Origin of the sequence: Escherichia sp. WS3063 (assembly GCF_046486595.1) — a bacterium.
Taxonomy (GTDB): Bacteria; Pseudomonadota; Gammaproteobacteria; order Enterobacterales; family Enterobacteriaceae; genus Escherichia; species Escherichia coli.
The window spans coordinates 285,688-300,175 of sequence record NZ_JBJQKY010000003.1; the positions used below are offsets into that span (position 1 = coordinate 285,688).

At 51.2% G+C, this 14,488-nt stretch carries 12 protein-coding genes, 2 tRNA genes and 1 pseudogene; 5 read left to right on the forward strand and 10 right to left on the reverse strand.

Annotated elements, in window-relative coordinates; all coding sequences use genetic code 11:
- Positions 1–5: 5 nt before the first annotated feature.
- The 5 genes from ypdE to glk all read right to left on the reverse strand — a co-directional run bounded on the left by ypdE (position 6) and on the right by glk (position 4,922).
- Complete coding sequence (ypdE, locus tag ACJHYW_RS04690; RefSeq protein WP_000366062.1) at positions 6–1,043, reverse strand: aminopeptidase; 1,038 nt, start codon at positions 1,041–1,043, stop codon at positions 6–8.
- The gene (gene ypdF, locus ACJHYW_RS04695; protein ID WP_000174031.1) at positions 1,043–2,128 is read right to left on the reverse strand and encodes an aminopeptidase; all 1,086 of its coding nucleotides are present in this window, start codon (positions 2,126–2,128) and stop codon (positions 1,043–1,045) included. Before ypdF ends, ypdE begins: the two co-directional genes overlap by 1 nt.
- A gap of 14 nt (positions 2,129–2,142) precedes the next feature.
- Positions 2,143–3,390, reverse strand: a complete 1,248-nt coding sequence (locus ACJHYW_RS04700; RefSeq protein ID WP_000985322.1) for a PTS fructose transporter subunit IIC — start codon at positions 3,388–3,390, stop codon at positions 2,143–2,145.
- A gap of 21 nt (positions 3,391–3,411) precedes the next feature.
- Complete coding sequence (locus ACJHYW_RS04705; protein WP_000038456.1) at positions 3,412–3,738, reverse strand: PTS fructose transporter subunit IIB; 327 nt, start codon at positions 3,736–3,738, stop codon at positions 3,412–3,414.
- Between the two features lie 218 nt (positions 3,739–3,956).
- Positions 3,957–4,922 (reverse strand): glucokinase, encoded by a 966-nt coding sequence (gene glk, locus ACJHYW_RS04710; protein ID WP_000170355.1) that lies wholly within the window; start codon positions 4,920–4,922, stop codon positions 3,957–3,959.
- 203 nt (positions 4,923–5,125) lie between these two features.
- On the opposite strand from glk, the gene ACJHYW_RS04715 reads away from it, so the two are divergent.
- A complete protein-coding gene (locus ACJHYW_RS04715; RefSeq protein ID WP_000903115.1) occupies positions 5,126–6,382 on the forward strand; it encodes an ion channel protein in 1,257 nt (418 codons plus the stop codon).
- Between the two features lie 114 nt (positions 6,383–6,496).
- Positions 6,497–6,823 (forward strand): DUF2502 domain-containing protein YpeC, encoded by a 327-nt coding sequence (gene ypeC, locus ACJHYW_RS04720; RefSeq protein ID WP_000490072.1) that lies wholly within the window; start codon positions 6,497–6,499, stop codon positions 6,821–6,823.
- Positions 6,824–6,963: 140 nt separating this feature from the next.
- Here ypeC and ACJHYW_RS04725 read toward each other — a convergent pair whose 3' ends face one another.
- On the reverse strand, positions 6,964–8,202 hold the full coding sequence (locus ACJHYW_RS04725) for an Nramp family divalent metal transporter (protein WP_000186369.1): 1,239 nt from the start codon (positions 8,200–8,202) through the stop codon (positions 6,964–6,966).
- A 335-nt stretch (positions 8,203–8,537) separates the two neighbouring features.
- On the opposite strand from ACJHYW_RS04725, the gene nupC reads away from it, so the two are divergent.
- The gene (gene nupC / locus ACJHYW_RS04730; RefSeq protein ID WP_000376337.1) at positions 8,538–9,740 is read left to right on the forward strand and encodes a nucleoside permease NupC; all 1,203 of its coding nucleotides are present in this window, start codon (positions 8,538–8,540) and stop codon (positions 9,738–9,740) included.
- A gap of 48 nt (positions 9,741–9,788) precedes the next feature.
- Here the strand turns inward: nupC and ACJHYW_RS04735 are convergent, their stop codons facing one another.
- From ACJHYW_RS04735 to ACJHYW_RS04745, 3 genes are all read right to left on the reverse strand, one after another.
- Positions 9,789–11,978 carry a sensor domain-containing phosphodiesterase gene (locus ACJHYW_RS04735; RefSeq protein ID WP_001296277.1) on the reverse strand — a complete coding sequence of 730 codons (2,190 nt, stop codon included), beginning with the start codon at positions 11,976–11,978 and terminating at the stop codon, positions 9,789–9,791.
- Between the two features lie 207 nt (positions 11,979–12,185).
- Positions 12,186–12,261, reverse strand: a tRNA-Ala gene (locus ACJHYW_RS04740).
- Between the two features lie 39 nt (positions 12,262–12,300).
- Positions 12,301–12,376: transfer RNA gene (locus ACJHYW_RS04745), tRNA-Ala, on the reverse strand.
- A gap of 220 nt (positions 12,377–12,596) precedes the next feature.
- On the opposite strand from ACJHYW_RS04745, the gene ACJHYW_RS04750 reads away from it, so the two are divergent.
- Together ACJHYW_RS04750 and ACJHYW_RS04755 are read left to right on the forward strand one after the other, a co-directional pair.
- A complete protein-coding gene (locus ACJHYW_RS04750; protein WP_000472028.1) occupies positions 12,597–12,956 on the forward strand; it encodes a YfeC-like transcriptional regulator in 360 nt (119 codons plus the stop codon).
- 1 nt (position 12,957) lies between these two features.
- The gene (locus tag ACJHYW_RS04755; RefSeq protein ID WP_000826502.1) at positions 12,958–13,350 is read left to right on the forward strand and encodes a MerR family transcriptional regulator; all 393 of its coding nucleotides are present in this window, start codon (positions 12,958–12,960) and stop codon (positions 13,348–13,350) included.
- Between the two features lie 39 nt (positions 13,351–13,389).
- Here ACJHYW_RS04755 and ACJHYW_RS04760 read toward each other — a convergent pair.
- Positions 13,390–14,488, reverse strand: a pseudogene (locus ACJHYW_RS04760) (RNA-guided endonuclease InsQ/TnpB family protein); the annotation flags it as partial.

Sequence of the window (14,488 nt, forward strand, 5' to 3'; positions counted from 1 at the left end):
GGAGATCATCTGAAATCCGTCAGTTGAACAACCGTCTCACGGGTAAGACGTTGAATAAGGGCAGATAAAAGCTGCTGCATCTGCAAAATGTCGCGGCAGTCGGCAATCGATGCGGCGCAATGTCCGTGGCGGGTTGCTGGCCCCATCACCACTGTGGGTACGCCAGTGCCGGTTAAATGCACCGCCCCGCCGTCCGTTCCGCCGTTGCTGAACATATCGGCCTGCAACGGCACGCCAATTTCTGCCGCCACGGTTTCAATCCACGCGGTAAGTTTTGGCGGCGCAATCAGCGACTTGTCGCTTAACACCAGCATCGGCCCGTTACCAATCTGGCGATGGTTAGCCGCGCCATAATCAAAGTTTTTCGCCCAGCAGGCGGTATCAAGCACAATGGCGACATCCGGCGACACCGCGCGGGTGGCAGTTTGCCCGCCGCGTAATCCCACCTCTTCGCTGGAACTTGCCACCAGCCACACTTCCGCAGGCAGTTCGGCGTCGTGCAGCTCACGCAGTAACGTCACCAGCAGATAGCAACCGAGGCGGTCATCAAAGGCTTTCCCCATTACCCGCTGGTGAGGGAGAACCTGAAAAGTGGTATCAAAGGTGACGCGATCGCCTGGACGAATTCCCGCCTGCATCACTTCGTCACACGAGCGCGCGCCAATGTCCACGCGCATGGTGCTGACGTCATTCCCCTGCCGGTCGCCGTCAAGCAGGCCTGGAATTTTGCACTCTTCACGGGTAGTGATACGCACCGACTGAAGCTGGCGGGCAGCCATGCGTACATTGCCAACCGGCAACACATCGATCGCCCCTTCGCGGGAGATGCTGCGCACCATAAATCCCACTTCGTCCATATGCGCACAGATCATCACCTTCGGACCTGTCGATTCATTGAGGCGGATCAGCACCGATCCCAGGCCGTCAAATCGCACTTCTTTTTGCAGGCGATCCGCTTCTTCCAGCAGGATCTGCCGTACTTCCTGTTCCGAGGAGGCGATCGCATCTGCCTCGCTCAACGCTTTTAATAACGATAAATCCATTATGCCTCTCCCGTGAGCAACACTGTTTTCGGCATGGCGTAGAGCACTTCTGCGCCTTGCGGGGTGACCAGCACAACATCTTCGATGCGCACGCCCCCTTGCCCTGGCAAATAAATCCCCGGCTCCACGGTCAGTAACATGCCTGGCTGTAGCGTCGTGGTGTCCCGCGGTGAAAAACGCGGATCTTCATGGACTTCAATGCCGATAGCATGACCGGTGTTATGACAAAAATAGTCGCTAAAACCTGCCTCGGTAATAACCCGGCGCGCGGCGTCGTCAACCTGCTGGCAGCGCACGCCGGGGCGAATCGCGGAGATTGCCGCGAGCTGTGCCTGCAAAACAATCTGATAGACGTTAAACAGCGGGTGAGATTCGGCACTTACCCCTTCGCCATTCACCAGCAAGGTGCGCGTCATATCAGAGCAGTACCCCTGATACAGCGCACCAAAATCAAGAGTGACAAACTCGCCCGCTGCAACAATCTTGTCGCTGGCTTTGCCGTGCGGCAGCGCCCCACGCCAGCCGCTGGCGACAATGGTATCGAAAGAGGCTTTTTCTGCGCCCTGCTGGCGCATAAACCACTCCAGTTCAGCGGCTATCTCGCGCTCGCTCATCCCCGCCTGAATAAAGCGGCGAATATGCTCAGCACCGCGATCGGCAATCCCACAGGCGAGGCGGATTTTCTCCACCTCCTCTGGCGTTTTGATTTGCCGCAGCACATCCGGCGTGGCGCTAACCAGTTTCGCATTGAGTTCAGACTGCCAGCGGTGCGCGGTTTCCCAACTCACCTGCTGGCCCTCAAAACCGAGCGTTTGCAACTGCTCATCGGCAATGATTTGCCTGGCGATGGTTGTAAGCTTGTGCGTCGCGTCAAGCAAATGCAGCTGGTAACCTTGCGTGCGGGCTTCGACATCCGCGTAATAGCGCGAGTCCACCAGAATGTGCGCACTTTCACGGCTAATCAGCACATAGCCTGATCCGGTGGAGATCCCCAGATGCGGCTGTTTGTTCTGCCGTGAGGAGAGAAGCACTGCATCCAGTTGTTGCGCCTTAAGCCAGTCGCGCAGCGAAACGAGTAATGTCATCAGGATTGTCCTTCTTACAGGCTATCGATTAACAATTTGCCTTTGCGGAACATCATCAGACGCAGGAACACCACCATCAGCGCAGTAATGACTGCTCCCAGCGCGATCCCCGCCATATAGACGCCCAGGTTAGTGACCAGTGGCCATGCCCAGATAGCGGATTCCGGGAACCATTGCACTGCGCCCAGCCAGACTGCAGCGGTTGAGCCGACAATCGCGCCAACCATATAGGACGGAATGGCGGTGATGGGACTTTCCAGTGCAAACGGAATCGCACCTTCACTGATCCCCATAAACGCCAGGAACATGGCGGTTTTACCCTGCGGATAAAGCTGAGCACTGAACAGACGTTTGCCGGTTAAACGGCGGTCGATAATGGTCGCCAGACCCAGACCAATCGGCGGAATAACAATAGCGATGGAACGCGCGGTAACCGGTAATACGTGGTCAGTGGTAAAGCTGAAGGCAACGAAACCAGCTGCTTTGTTGATCGGGCCACCAAGGTCGATTGCTGTCGCCGCGGCGATCCCCATCGCGTACATCAGCGCGCCCTTCTCACCTGCGGCAGTCAGCACGGTACGGATACCGCCGTTGATCCAGCCACCAAAGGGGGTGATGACGTAGTACATCGCCAGCATGACAAAAATGGCGGAAAGAATCGGTAGCAAAAATGTGGTTTTGAACGCTAACAGGAAATCCGGTAACTGGATTTTCTGGTTCATCCACTTCACAAGGTAACCAGCAACGATAGAAATAATCAGGGCACCAATGAAGGTGGACGGCACCGGCGAAGAGGTCGCCCATTGCATCGTGCTGGGATCGAAGTTCAGCAGTTGCGTCGGCTGGGTAGACATCAACCCGCCGATAAAACCAGCCGGGAACGCCAGTTTGCCACCGATAGAGTTAGCCACAAATGCAGCAAACATCGGAATGGCAAAACCAAACAACACGCCGCCGAAGGACTGCGATAACCAGGCAAATTTCAGTAAGGAGAGGTCGAAACCGGAGAATTTCCCGCTATTAAGAGCATCCATGATGCCGATATCAGCAGGAATTTTAAGCCAGCTATAAGCAATCAGCTGGCTGAAAGCGAGGATCACACCGCCCATAATTAAGGTCGGCACCATGCGTGAAATCCCTGACATCACATGCTGCGGGAGTTCACCCCAGAAGCTGCTTTTAGAGGCCTGCGGATTCTTAACTGCCGCTGCCGCACCGGATGCGCCAGGCACAACGGTTGCACTGCGTTTTTTAATGGCCATAACAATTATCCCTGTCGAATATTACTGTTGTTCAGAGGCAATCATCTCTTCGATTTCTTTGATGATGCCCGCAGCGTTTTTAATTGCGTCCTGCAAAGTGATTTCATAAACGTCGCGTGATTCGAAACGTTCGTTATCTTCCGGGGTAACCGCCACGGAGTGGATGATGATGGTCGCTTCGGCGATATCCTGCGCGGTCAGGCGATTCTGGATGCCGTCCGCGCCCTGAGTTTCAATTTTCACTTCATAGCCTGCTTCCACCGCCGCTTCTTCCAGCGCCTGGGCTGCCATAAAGGTGTGAGCCAGACCCATCGGGCAGGCACATAAAGCAATCAGTTTCTTACTCATCGTTAATTCCTCGTTCAGTGATAGTTGACGAGTGAAATTATGAACGTGCAAAACAAATCGCCGTTACCAGACAAATAATGCATTTACTGGAGAATTAATCCCGCTGTACGGAAGTGTGACGCAGGTCGGCCTTGTGAGGGGACACAAAGGAAAATTGAATTAACTGTATGATTTAAAAGATTATCGGGAGAGTTACCTCCCGATATAACAGGAAGGATTTAGAGAATGTGACCTAAGGTCTGGCGTAAATGTGCACCGGAACCAAGAAGGCCCGGATTGTCATGGACGATGAGATACACCGGAATATCATGGACATATTCTTTAAAGCGCCCTTTATCTTCAAATGCGGCACGGAAACCAGAGGCTTTGAAGAACTCAAGGAAGCGCGGCACGATACCACCCGCAATAAACACGCCGCCAAATGTCCCGAGATTGAGCGCCAGATTGCCGCCAAAACGGCCCATAATGACGCAAAACAGCGACAACGCGCGACGGCAATCGGTGCAACTGTCAGCCAGCGCGCGTTCGGTAATATCTTTTGGCTTGAGATTTTCTGGCAGGCGGTTGTCGGCTTTCACAATTGCGCGATACAAATTCACCAGCCCAGGGCCAGAAAGCACGCGCTCTGCCGAAACATGACCAATTTCTGCACGCAGTATTTCGAGGATAATGCCCTCTTCTTCACTATTCGGCGCAAAATCAACGTGACCGCCTTCGCCTGGCAAGCTTACCCAACGCTTATCGACATGGACCAGATGCGCAACCCCTAGCCCCGTTCCGGCACCGTAAACCGCAATAGGTTTACCTTCTACCGGTTCTGCGCCACCAAACTGAATCAGATGCTCTTTTTTCAGCATCGGGATCGCCATCGATACAGCGGTAAAATCGTTGATAATTTCCAGATGGCTAAAACCGAGATTCTTTTTCATTTCGGCAATTGAGAACGCCCAGGTATGGTTGGTCATTGCCACCCAGTCACCGGTAATTGGGCAAGCGATGGCAATACAGCCGTCTTTCACCTCGACCTTATGTTCTTCAAGATAAACGCGAATGACCGCTTCGAGGCTGGGGTAATCAAGCCCTGAATAGGTCTTAGCCTGCGAGATTTCACCACTGGCAATATCACACAGAGCAAGACGTGCGTTGGTGCCGCCCACATCACCGACTAATGCATACTTTGTCATTCTTCAACTGCTCCGCTAAAGTCAAAATAATTCTTTCTCACACTGTAAATACCTGGGGGCATAACAACAACGCCGGAAAGGCAGGCTCCCTGTAAATATCGATCTGGGTCACACAATTACTTTATCGTTTCAGCACCAATTGCAGCGATGCCTTTTTGCAAGCTGGGCAAACTAAGTATCTGACCCCGCATAAGGAATAGAACATGCTCCATCCGCGAGCCAGAACCATGTTGTTATTATCGCTCCCCGCCGTGGCAATTGGGATTGCGTCCAGTCTTATTCTGATTGTGGTGATGAAAATCGCCTCGGTATTACAGAATTTGCTCTGGCTACGACTGCCGGGAACTCTGGGGATAGCCCAGGATTCACCTTTCTGGATCATCGCCATATTAACGCTAACAGGTATTGCGGTGGGGTTGGTTATCCGTTTCAGCCAGGGGCATGCTGGACCAGACCCCGCCTGTGAACCGCTGATCGGCGCACCGGTTCCGCCCTCTGCGCTACCAGGACTTATCGTAGCATTAATTCTCGGTCTTGCTGGCGGCGTCAGCCTGGGGCCGGAACATCCGATCATGACCGTCAATATCGCCCTTGCGGTTGCGATAGGTGCTCGTCTGTTACCGCGCGTCAACCGGATGGAGTGGACTATTTTAGCCTCTGCTGGAACTATCGGCGCGCTGTTTGGCACACCTGTTGCGGCGGCGTTGATATTTTCGCAAACCTTAAATGGCAGTAGTGAAGTCCCACTATGGGATCGTCTCTTTGCGCCGTTAATGGCGGCGGCGGCTGGTGCGCTAACCACCGGATTGTTTTTCCATCCTCATTTTTCACTGCCCATTGCGCATTATGGGCAGATGGAGATGACCGATATTCTCAGCGGTGCAATTGTGGCGGCGATTGCCATCGCAGCAGGGATGGTCGCCGTATGGTGCTTACCACGGTTGCACGCGATGATGCATCAAATGAAAAATCCGGTGCTCGTGCTGGGTATTGGCGGATTTATTCTCGGTATTCTGGGGGTAATGGGTGGACCAGTTTCGCTGTTTAAAGGGCTGGATGAGATGCAGCAGATGGTGGCAAATCAGGCTTTCAGCACCAGCGATTACTTTTTGCTGGCGGTGATTAAACTTGCCGCCCTGGTCGTTGCTGCCGCCAGTGGCTTTCGCGGTGGGCGAATATTCCCGGCAGTGTTTGTCGGGGTGGCATTAGGGTTGATGCTGCATGAGCACGTTCCCGCCGTTCCAGCGGCAATAACCGTTTCCTGCGCTATTCTCGGCATCGTGCTGGTGGTAACACGCGATGGCTGGTTAAGTCTTTTTATGGCGGCAGTCGTTGTACCCAATACCACATTGCTACCGCTGCTCTGTATCGTCATGCTTCCGGCATGGCTGTTATTAGCAGGTAAGCCGATGATGATGGTCAATCGTCCGAAGCAACAGCCACCCCACGATAACGTTTAGCAAAAAATGCTCTCCTTTATGATTTAAGAGTTATGGCGATGATACGGGGCTTTACCTCCCCGTAATATTGCGTTAACAGGCCGCTGACGGCTTCGATCGTGAAGGAGAATAACAATGTTCAGGTCACTGTTTCTGGCGGCCGCCCTGATGGCATTTACCCCGCTTGCGGCAAACGCAGGTGAAATCACCCTACTGCCATCAATCAAATTACAAATTGGCGATCGCGATCATTACGGTAATTACTGGGACGGTGGTCACTGGCGCGACCGTGACTACTGGCATCGCAATTATGAATGGCGTAAGAACCGCTGGTGGCGTCATGATAATGGCTACCACCGTGGCTGGGATAAGCGTAAAGCCTATGAGCGTGGCTATCGTGAAGGCTGGCGCGATCGTGATGATCATCGCGGAAAAGGCCGCGGACATGGGCATCGCCATTAAACACATTTGCCAATGGAGCACAATGCCTGATGCGACGCTAGCGCGTCTTATCAGGCCTACAAACCAGCTCTTTAACGCGTAGGGCGGATAAAGCATTTACGCCGCATCCGCCAATGGTGCCAAATGCGACGCTCATTCAACTACAATCCAAGTGCCGTTCCTACCAGTAACCAGATATTCAGCGCCACGACCAGCACCACAATCACCCAGCCTGTCTGTTTTACGCGTTTACTGTTCACCAGATCGCCCATCAACTTGCTGTCACTGGTGAAAATCAACAGTGGAACCAGCGCCAGGGCGATACCAAAACTTAACAGCACCTGACTCATAACCAGAATCCGTGTCGGATCTAATCCCATCAGAATGACGATAAATGACGGCAGCATGGTGACTGTACGACGCACCCACAGCGGGATATGAAAGCGAATGAAGCCCTGCATCACTACCTGCCCCGCCAGCGTCCCCACCACCGTTGAAGACAGTCCGGCAGCAACCAGGCTTAATCCAAAGACCGTTGCCGCAGCATGGCTTAACAGCGGTTGCAGCGTCAGATAAGCCTCATCAAGATCGGCAACACCAGTATGACCGGAAAAGTGGAACGCCGCCGCAGCTGTAGCCATCATCGCCAGATTGACAAAACCGGCAATCGTCATGGCGATAGCCACATCCCATTTGGTGGCGGAATAACGTTGTTGACGCGAACCGCCATGTAAATGCTGAGTGAGCGAAGAGTGCAAATAAATCACATGCGGCATAATCGTCGCCCCCAACACACCTGCCGCCAGGAAGACTGCCTCCGAGGTGGGTAAACTCGGGATTACCATTCCTTTACCCAGTTGCGCCAGGTTAGGCTGGGAGAAAATCAACTCGACAATGTAAGCCGCAGCAACAAACAGCAGTAACCCGCCAATTACTTTCTCCAGCGGTTTTTGCCCTCGACGTTGCAGCATTAAAATCAGGAAAGTCGCGATCCCCGTCAGCACCGCGCCCTGCAACAGCGAAACACCCAGAATGAGTTTAAAACCGATCGCCGCACCAATAAATTCTGCCAGGTCGGTTGCCATCGCAATGATTTCTGCCTGAACCCAATAGAACCACACTACGGGACGCGGATAGTGATCGCGAATCTGCTCCGCCAGGTTTTTACCGGTGGCAATCCCCAGTTTGGCAGACAGTATCTGAATCAGCATCGCCATCAGGTTGGCCCAAACGACAACCCACAGTAGCTGATAGCCGAAGCTGGCCCCGGCCTGAATATTGGTCGCAAAGTTACCAGGATCGATATAACCAATCGCCGCAATGAACGCAGGTCCCATTAATGCGAGCCTCATCTTGCGCGCCGCCCGTCCGCTGCTACTCTCAACGCGATAGTTAGTCATCTTGTGCCTCTAAAACATAGCCTTTGCTATGTTTCATGCTATGTCAAGCGAGAATGATTATCAAATTCATTTAAGTGGATTGTGATGATTTCTTTGATAGACCAGAATTATGATGACGAAAAGATTGATGACTTGAATGTTGTGATTATGTTTAATGTTAGCACATTTACATAACTTTCAGCTTCCATACACAACATAGCAGAAATGTATGACAGCTCACTATTTTTGAAGCTTGTCACAGGACGTCATTATAGTGTGTGTCAGATCTCGTTTTCCTTAACCATGTTACATAGAATGTGCACGGAAATTTAACCTGCCTCATATTTGGAGCAAATATGGACCGCGTCCTTCATTTTGTACTGGCACTTGCCGTTGTTGCGATTCTCGCACTGCTGGTAAGCAGCGACCGCAAAAAAATTCGTATCCGTTATGTTATTCAACTGCTTGTTATCGAAGTGTTACTGGCGTGGTTCTTCCTGAACTCCGACGTTGGTTTAGGCTTCGTGAAAGGCTTCTCCGAAATGTTCGAAAAACTGCTCGGATTTGCCAACGAAGGGACTAACTTCGTCTTTGGTAGCATGAATGATCAAGGCCTGGCATTCTTCTTCCTGAAAGTGCTGTGCCCAATCGTCTTTATTTCTGCACTGATCGGTATTCTCCAGCACATTCGCGTGTTGCCAGTGATTATCCGCGCAATTGGTTTCCTGCTCTCCAAAGTCAACGGTATGGGCAAACTGGAATCCTTTAACGCCGTCAGCTCTCTGATTCTGGGTCAGTCTGAAAACTTTATTGCCTATAAAGATATCCTCGGCAAAATCTCCCGCAATCGTATGTACACCATGGCAGCTACGGCGATGTCCACCGTGTCGATGTCCATCGTTGGTGCATACATGACCATGCTGGAGCCGAAATACGTCGTTGCGGCGCTGGTACTGAACATGTTCAGCACCTTTATCGTGCTGTCGCTGATCAACCCTTACCGTGTTGATGCCAGTGAAGAAAATATTCAGATGTCCAACCTGCACGAAGGTCAGAGCTTCTTCGAAATGCTGGGTGAATACATTCTGGCAGGTTTCAAAGTTGCCATTATCGTTGCCGCAATGCTGATCGGCTTTATCGCCCTGATCGCCGCGCTGAACGCACTGTTTGCTACCGTGACTGGCTGGTTTGGCTACAGCATCTCCTTCCAGGGCATCCTGGGCTACATCTTCTATCCGATTGCATGGGTGATGGGTGTTCCTTCCAGTGAAGCACTGCAAGTGGGCAGTATCATGGCGACCAAACTGGTTTCCAACGAGTTCGTTGCGATGATGGATCTGCAGAAAATTGCTTCCACGCTCTCTCCGCGTGCTGAAGGCATCATCTCTGTGTTCCTGGTTTCCTTCGCTAACTTCTCATCAATCGGGATTATCGCAGGTGCAGTTAAAGGCCTGAATGAAGAGCAAGGTAACGTGGTTTCTCGCTTCGGTCTGAAACTGGTTTACGGCTCTACCCTGGTGAGTGTGCTGTCTGCGTCAATCGCAGCACTGGTGCTGTAAGACCATACATAAAAAAGCCGGGGATAATTCCCCGGTTTTTTACGCCTGTTAATCAGCTAATGGCTGCGGGCGACCAATCAAATACCCTTGCAGATATTGCACCCCGAGCTTATGCAATAGCGCCTGCTGCTGTTGCGTCTCGACAAACTCCGCGACCACACTCAATGACTTCGCTTTCGCCAGATCGGTAATTGATCTCACAATCATCGCATCCAGCGTATTCGTGACGATATCTTTCACAAAGACGCCATCAATTTTGATGATATCAGCCTGCAAACGTTTTAACCGTTCGTAGTTGGCATAGCCGGTGCCAAAGTCATCAATCGCAATCCGGAAACCAAACTTATGCAGTTGCTCGATGTTGTACATGCTGCTTTCTGCGTTAGAAAACGCCTGCTCCTCGGTGATCTCAAGAATGACCGCCTGCGGGGAGATGTAATAACGCTTAAACAGACGAATAATCCGCCCGGCAATATTCTTTTGCAGCAGCGTGAGCGGCATTAAATTGACTGAAAATCGTGGACCTTTTTTGTCGCAAGGGTGTGTTGCCAGCCATTTCAACAAGGATTCCAGCACTTGCAAATCAAAACGCGCGCTAAGGTTAAACTGAGCAATAAGGGGCAGAAACTTATCCGGGGTCATAATGCCGCCGTCATACTTCAGTCGCGCGAGGATCTCATCATAACCTTCACCCTCTTTGTTGCGAATTGGCTGGGCGTAGAGCAGCAAATCACCCTGATCTAACGCCGTGCGAATGGTATTCAGCAATAGCACCTGTTTAGTGGTTTGCCCGGAAACCATCTCCTCTCTGCTATCCAGCGCCAGCACATGATGATGTGCGCAGGATTGCTCCGCCAGCCAGCTTAACTGCCCCAACAAGGGTTGCAGGGTTTCCTGATTTCCATCAAAATGCCCCCAGGCAGCACCATAGCCCATATCCAGCCCGGTATTGTTCCAGTGAATTTGCCGACTATTCAGGATGTTAACCATATGCTGGAGTCGCCCTTCCGTTTCCGGCCCGCTCAGTACTAATAGCAGTTCACTCCCCGGCAATTGATACAACTTTTCGTTTTCCTGCATCAGCGGCAGCAGCGTACGGTAAATTGATCGGATACAGTGAACGCGCATCATTAAGCCGTAATGACGACTCATAAACTCAAGATTATCAATGCGCAGGCAGCAAAAACTCTTGCCCGCCTCTTGCTCCGGCGCTTGTTCTAACGCACGAAAGTTGGGTAGGAGCGTTAACGGATCGGTCAGCGCCTGCAAATGCCAGCGGCGGTTAAGCCATTCACTACGATGATAAATACGCACCATATAGAGCAGGCAAACACTAAAGGAAATCAGTACTGCGAGAATAAATGCCAGCGAATATTCGGTTAGTACCCCTTGCAAAAAGTTCTGGTTATAATTCAGAAGGCAAAGCGTTGAAACAGCCCAGGTGAGATTTAAAAACGGATAGCGAAGCTTACCGACACCGAGGGTAAAGATGATAAAGAAAACAGGTACCAGGTAACCGGCAATAAAGTCATTTTCATACGGTGTGCACATCAGAAGTAGCAGCACGCTAAGAGCTGCCAGCCAGCTTAAGGTAAATGCGCGTTTCTCTTTGCTCAACGACGGAGCGATATCCCTACGCCACAATATCTGTGCAAAGTGGGGACTTACAATCATGCGGGTGAGATAGTAAAAAAGCATGTTGTAAATCAGCACTGCGGTGAAAAGGCTTAGCAAATCAACGACCGTGAAAATGGCATCCGCATCGCCGAAAAAGGTAGATATCTTTAGCGGAAAATCAAAGAAATTTCCCACAAGATACATGCTGCATTTGATGCCAATCGGCGCCACCAAACCAAGCCAGAACAGACGTTGCCAGACGTATCGGCTGGTCAATCCATAACGCCAACGCGTCCCCAATTGCCAGCGTAATATTGCACAGGCACACAGGACTGCAAACGCCTGGCTGCCGATCATGACGGCGGTCTGTAAAAAAGTGAGATGAAGGTTCCACAGATTGGTGCAAAACATCCCGCATAAAATGGGAACGACACCACGCCAGCCAAAGATAAACAAGATTGACAGCATTACGCACAGTGGCATCCACGCCAGAAAGATATAATTGGAATGGATAACAGCAAGTGGCGAAATTAAACGGGATAGCTGAATAAGTACCACGGTGAGCGTAAACGCTAGTGTGAATATCTTGATATTTTTTATCAGGTTATGCTCCACAAACATGAGTAAACTACTCTCACTGATCGGGGTTTTCAGGCACACAAATAATAAGTTTATTCGCATCGCGAAGCAAACAGGGGTCAGCCTGTTGCCGATTTTTCATCCAATGATGCTTTCACCAGGCGCCGCTAACCCGGACGTAGACTGTATTACAAAAGCGGCAAAAAGCAGAGACAAAAAACCCCCGCTTTACAGCGAGGGTTTGAAATTTGGTGGAGCTAAGCGGGATCGAACCGCTGACCTCTTGCATGCCATGCAAGCGCTCTCCCAGCTGAGCTATAGCCCCACGATGCGTTTACGTACAAATTTTGCTGGGTGCAAAATTTGGTGGAGCTAAGCGGGATCGAACCGCTGACCTCTTGCATGCCATGCAAGCGCTCTCCCAGCTGAGCTATAGCCCCGTCACGTAAAGCTTGTCGAGTTGACGGGCGGCATCATATGAATTCCGCCCGAATGTGTCAACGGCAAATTGCAACGTGTAGTTTCAATCGCTGAAAAATCAGGCAAATGAACAATTTTGGAAAACCGCTCGCATTCAGTAGTTATTCATGTCACGGTTTCCTGTAAAGTGGTGTTATAAAATGAACTACTAATAGACCCACATACATTCAGGGAATTGTTATGTTCAAGGAGAGGATGACGCCAGATGAACTTGCCAGACTGACCGGCTATAGCCGCCAGACCATTAATAAATGGGTACGCAAGGAAGGCTGGACAACGTCACCAAAACCAGGCGTCCAGGGTGGCAAAGCCCGACTGGTTCACGTCAATGAACAGGTTCGTGAATATATTCGCAATGCTGAACGTCCGGAAAGTCAGGGAGAAACGCCTGCCCTGTCTGGTGATGCGCCGCTTGAAGTGTTGCTGGTGACACTGGCGAAAGAGATGACGCCAGTTGAACAAAAACAGTTTACATCCTTGCTTCTGCGGGAAGGGATTATCGGATTATTACAACGCTTAGGGATTCGCGATAGCAAATAATATGAAAAGATTACGCAATAAAATGACCACCGAAGAACTGGCTGAATGCCTCGGTGTGGCTAAACAAACTGTTAACCGTTGGATCAGAGAAAAAGGCTGGAAAACGGAAAAATTTCCCGGCGTGAAAGGCGGTCGTGCCAGACTTATTCTGGTCGATACGCAAGTTTGCGAGTTTATTCAGAACACGCCAGCCTTCCATAACACGCCGATGCTTCTGGAAGCCGAAGAACCCCTTGCCGAATACGCACCGGGGATTCGCACTCCTGCTTATCGGCAAATCATCAGCGCAATAGACAACATGACTCACAGTGAGCGGGAAAAAGTTGCGCAATTTTTGTCACGCGAAGGAATTCGTAATTTCCTTGCTCGTCTCGACATAGATGAATCAGCTTGACATCCTCCACGCCCTGAAGGACGAGGATCCCTGCTACGTTCAGGCTGTCGCCTGAATCATTTCGGTGGGTTCCTGCTTCAACGGGCGGCCTGACTGCACCATCTCTCCACAGGCAAGAACGGCGTGCCCCGCCGCTAAAATGTTACGAGCGCCGTTTACATCGGCGTTCGCTGTATATCCACATACCTGGAATCTGAATTTACTTTGTGACAGGCGATTTTCTTTCGCTGTATGACCACAGCACGCGCAACGCTGGCTTGTGTACGCTGGCGGAACAGCAAGCACCTGACCGCCACGCCAGAGCTGCTTGTACTCAAGCTGGCGGCGCATTTCATACCAGCCCTGATCCAGTATCGAACGGTTTAAACCTGATTTTGCCCGGACATTGCGCCCCGGCTGGCTGACCGTACCCGCTGCTGACTTTGACATGTTGCTGACCTTCAAATCCTCAATGACTATCATTGCGTGGTTTTTGCTGACGGTCGTTGTGACTTTGTGAAGGTAGTCCCTGCGGATATTTGCGATACGGGAATGCAGTCGCTGTATTTTGCGTTTCTGCTTCTGCCAGTTATTGCTGAATTTGACCTTGCGGCTTAACTGTCACTGAAGTCTCGCCAGCGTCTTCTGGTTTTTCTGAAAACTGTTTACAGGCTCAAAGACTGTGCCATCTGACAGCGTGGCGAGTTTACCCACGCCAGCATCCAGCCCGATCATTGATGCTGAAGGGTGAACCGGAGTTGATGCTTCACTTTCTGTCTGAATACTGATGTGCCACTTACCACAGGACTGGCTGACCGTGATATTTTTCACAACACCCGTGACCTGACGGCTATTCCGGTAGCGCATCCAGCCAAGTTTTGGCAGAAAAATACGGCTGTTTTCCTGAGCGGGCTTAACGCCCTGCGGATAGCGGAATGCATCATTCTGTCACCGCTTTTTGAATCGGGGAAAAGCAGCCCGCTTCTGGAAGAAGTTTTTGTAAGCCCGCTCAAGGTCTTTCAGTGACTGTTGCAATGGCTGTGAGGGAGAATCTTTAAGCCATTGCGTTCCAGTGGCGTTTTTCCACTCAACCAGCCAGGAAGCCATTTTCCCGTAAGGGATGTATTTATTACCGGCCTCATGATTCTCATTCTGAAGC

What these genes read in the sequence shown, in the direction of transcription:
- ypdE (WP_000366062.1), bottom strand. Translation starts at nt 1,043, where the DNA reads ATGGATTTATCGTTATTAAAAGCGTTGAGCGAGGCAGATGCGATCGCC.
- ACJHYW_RS04705 (WP_000038456.1), bottom strand. Translation starts at nt 3,738, where the DNA reads ATGAGTAAGAAACTGATTGCTTTATGTGCCTGCCCGATGGGTCTGGCT.
- ACJHYW_RS04755 (WP_000826502.1), top strand. Translation starts at nt 12,958, where the DNA reads ATGAAAAGATTACGCAATAAAATGACCACCGAAGAACTGGCTGAATGC.
- glk (WP_000170355.1), bottom strand. Translation starts at nt 4,922, where the DNA reads ATGACAAAGTATGCATTAGTCGGTGATGTGGGCGGCACCAACGCACGT.
- ACJHYW_RS04750 (WP_000472028.1), top strand. Translation starts at nt 12,597, where the DNA reads ATGTTCAAGGAGAGGATGACGCCAGATGAACTTGCCAGACTGACCGGC.
- ypdF (WP_000174031.1), bottom strand. Translation starts at nt 2,128, where the DNA reads ATGACATTACTCGTTTCGCTGCGCGACTGGCTTAAGGCGCAACAACTG.
- ACJHYW_RS04725 (WP_000186369.1), bottom strand. Translation starts at nt 8,202, where the DNA reads ATGACTAACTATCGCGTTGAGAGTAGCAGCGGACGGGCGGCGCGCAAG.
- ACJHYW_RS04735 (WP_001296277.1), bottom strand. Translation starts at nt 11,978, where the DNA reads ATGTTTGTGGAGCATAACCTGATAAAAAATATCAAGATATTCACACTA.
- ACJHYW_RS04700 (WP_000985322.1), bottom strand. Translation starts at nt 3,390, where the DNA reads ATGGCCATTAAAAAACGCAGTGCAACCGTTGTGCCTGGCGCATCCGGT.
- ACJHYW_RS04715 (WP_000903115.1), top strand. Translation starts at nt 5,126, where the DNA reads ATGCTCCATCCGCGAGCCAGAACCATGTTGTTATTATCGCTCCCCGCC.
- ypeC (WP_000490072.1), top strand. Translation starts at nt 6,497, where the DNA reads ATGTTCAGGTCACTGTTTCTGGCGGCCGCCCTGATGGCATTTACCCCG.
- nupC (WP_000376337.1), top strand. Translation starts at nt 8,538, where the DNA reads ATGGACCGCGTCCTTCATTTTGTACTGGCACTTGCCGTTGTTGCGATT.